4 protein-coding genes and 1 pseudogene are annotated in these 2,546 nt (G+C 64.2%); 4 read left to right on the forward strand and 1 reads right to left on the reverse strand.

The features are described 5' to 3' along the window. The 3 genes and pseudogenes from EB75_RS21360 to EB75_RS21370 all read left to right on the forward strand — a co-directional run. Positions 1–695, forward strand: a 695-nt coding sequence (locus EB75_RS21360; RefSeq protein WP_142239744.1) for a Mu transposase domain-containing protein, incomplete at its 5' end; no start/stop codon positions are given. Continuing rightward, complete coding sequence (gene istB / locus EB75_RS29750; protein WP_073697278.1) at positions 695–1,501, forward strand: IS21-like element helper ATPase IstB; 807 nt, start codon at positions 695–697, stop codon at positions 1,499–1,501. The genes EB75_RS21360 and istB, both read left to right, overlap by 1 nt. Positions 1,502–1,581: 80 nt before the next feature. Beyond that, a pseudogene (locus tag EB75_RS21370) lies at positions 1,582–1,818 on the forward strand (transposase); the annotation flags it as partial. 12 nt (positions 1,819–1,830) lie between these two features. On the opposite strand, the gene EB75_RS21375 reads toward EB75_RS21370, so the two are convergent. Then, positions 1,831–2,004, reverse strand: a complete 174-nt coding sequence (locus EB75_RS21375; RefSeq protein ID WP_073697279.1) for a transposase — start codon at positions 2,002–2,004, stop codon at positions 1,831–1,833. Between the two features lie 202 nt (positions 2,005–2,206). On the opposite strand from EB75_RS21375, the gene EB75_RS21380 reads away from it, so the two are divergent. Then, the coding region (locus EB75_RS21380; RefSeq protein WP_142239745.1) for a transposase at positions 2,207–2,546 on the forward strand (340 nt) is incomplete at its 3' end.

The raw sequence follows: 2,546 nt of genomic DNA on the forward strand, positions 1-2,546 counted from the left end.
TCAATGACGAATGGCCACCCCGTGATAGCCATCCAGAGAGACGGTCAACAGGCGGACGGATCGAGCTGACCAAGGAGTGTCAGGCTTTTCGAGGTGTGTTGGCCAGCAAGGTCATCGTCTGCCGGCCGGCCGACCCGGAAGCCAAGGGCCTCATCGAACGCTCCCACGACTATCTGGAGCGCTCGTTCCTGCCGGGGCGGACGTTCGTCTCGCCGGCAGACTTCAACACCCAGCTGGCCGACTGGCTGGCCGTGGCCAACACCCGCACACGCCGCGCCCTGGGCTGCGCTCCGAGTGATCGCATCGGAGCGGATCAGGCGGCGATGCTCGCGCTGCCGCCCGTAGCGCCAGCGGTGGGCTGGAGTTCGTCGTTGCGGTTGCCGCGCGATCACTACATCCGTCTCGACGGCAACGACTACTCGGTGCATCCCGCCGCGGTCGGCCGGCGGGTACTGGTGCGTGCCGACCTCGATCGGGTGCAGGCGTTCTGCGACGGGCAAACCGTCGCCGAACACGACCGGATCTGGGCCACGCATCAAACGATCTCTGATCCGGCACACGTTGAAGCAGCAAAGGTGTTGCGGCGCAGACATATACAGACCCCACCGTCACCGTTGGAGTCCGAAGTGGCGGTGCGCGACCTGTCGTCCTATGACGTCGCGTTCGGGGTGGATATCGACGGCGGCGCCGCCTGATGGCCGCTGGCAAGACCACCGCTGCCGCCGGCCGTGACGTGAGCGCCGAGCTAGCCTATCTGACCCGCGCATTGAAGGCGCCGACGCTGCGGGATTCGATCGCCCGGTTGGCCGAACGCGCACGGGCAGAAAACTGGACCCATGAGGAGTACCTCGCGGCTTGTCTGCAACGCGAAGTCTCAGCACGAGAATCCCACGGCGGTGAAGGACGCATCCGGGCTGCCCGATTCCCAGCGCGGAAGTCGTTGGAAGAGTTCGACTTCGATCACGCCCGCGGACTCAAACGCGACACGATCGCCCACCTCGGAACCCTGGATTTCGTCACCGCCCGCGACAACATCGTCTTCCTCGGCCCACCCGGGACCGGCAAAACGCACCTGGCCATCGGGCTGGCGATCAGGGCGTGTCAGGCCGGCCACCGCGTCCTGTTCGCCACCGCCGCCGAATGGGTCGCACGATTGGCCGAAGCCCACCAAGCCGGACGAATCCACGCCGAACTGACCCGACTCGGACGCTATCCGCTCATCGTCATCGACGAGGTCGGATACATCCCGTTCGAACCCGAGGCCGCCAACCTGTTCTTCCAACTAGTCTCCGTCCGCTATGAACGCGCCAGCCTGATCGTCACCTCCAACAAGGCCTTCGGCCGCTGGGGCGAGGTATTCGGCGATGACGTCGTGGCCGCCGCCATGATCGACCGCCTCGTGCACCACGCCGAAGTCATCACCCTGAAAGGAGACAGCTACCGACTCAAAGACCGCGACCTCGGCCGCACACCCCCCGCGGCCACCACCACTGAGGAATAATCACCAACCAACCACCGGCAGGGGTCAATTTTCACTTGCCGCCAGGGGGTCAAATTTCAGCCGCCGTCGACACTCCGGAACTACGTGAGCTTCCCGGTGTCGGCTCGGTGGTCGCCGCATCCGTGCTAACGGCATGGGCGCACCCCGGACGGGTGCGCTCCGAGGCGGCTTTCGCCGCACTGGGAGGAACCTGCCCAATACCCGCCTCGTCGGGAAAAACACTGCGACACAGGCTCAACCGCGGTGGAGATCGACGACTCAATAGAGCACTGACTACCGTGGTGATCGTCCGGATGCGCACCCATGCTCCGACTCGAGATCGTCGCGGGTCAACTCCCCACCGCCCTCCGGGCCTCGCGGTCCCGGGCAACCCAGTTGCCCAGCGTGCCCTCGTGGATCCCCAGGTCCCGCGCGACCTGGGCGATCGACTTACCCGTCTCACGCACGATCCGCACAGCCCCCTCACGGAACTCCCGGTCGTACTTCTTCCGTTTCTCTGACATCGCCACCCCTTATAGCTGATGCCTCCACGGTCTCGGGGGAATGTCACGCCGAAGGCCGGACCACCAAAGAGATCATGCGTTCCCTCAAGCGTTACATCAGCCAGCAACTCTACCGGACCCTCGCTGCGCCCCATCCAGTGCCAACAACCCCTTGTGAAGTACCCCGGGTTTTGTTCCGATCTTCATAGGAGGATTGGAAGCTATGCCCCGTCAGTATTCCGCCGAGTTCCGGCAGCGTGCGTTGCGGTTGTTGGACACGATGATGGAAGCCTCGGATATTTCTGAGTTCGAGGCCATCAAGTCTGTGGCGAGCAAACTTGGCATCTCGGAGGAGTCGGTGCGCCGGTGGCGCCGCAAGGCTCAGGTCGATGCCGGTGAACGTCCCGGCACGAGCAGCTCTGAGCACGCCGAGATCCGCAAGCTCAAACGTGAGAATGCGGAATTACGCAGGGCCAACGAGGTGTTGAAGGCCGCATCTGCGTTTTTCACAGCGGAGCTGTGCGCCACGAGGCGCTGGGTATATCGAGAGGCGGTGAGAGACC

This window comes from Mycobacterium sp. ST-F2 (genome assembly GCF_001905655.1).
Classification (GTDB): domain Bacteria; phylum Actinomycetota; class Actinomycetes; order Mycobacteriales; family Mycobacteriaceae; genus Mycobacterium.

What these genes read in the sequence shown, in the direction of transcription:
- istB (WP_073697278.1), top strand. Translation starts at nt 695, where the DNA reads ATGGCCGCTGGCAAGACCACCGCTGCCGCCGGCCGTGACGTGAGCGCC.
- EB75_RS21375 (WP_073697279.1), bottom strand. Translation starts at nt 2,004, where the DNA reads ATGTCAGAGAAACGGAAGAAGTACGACCGGGAGTTCCGTGAGGGGGCT.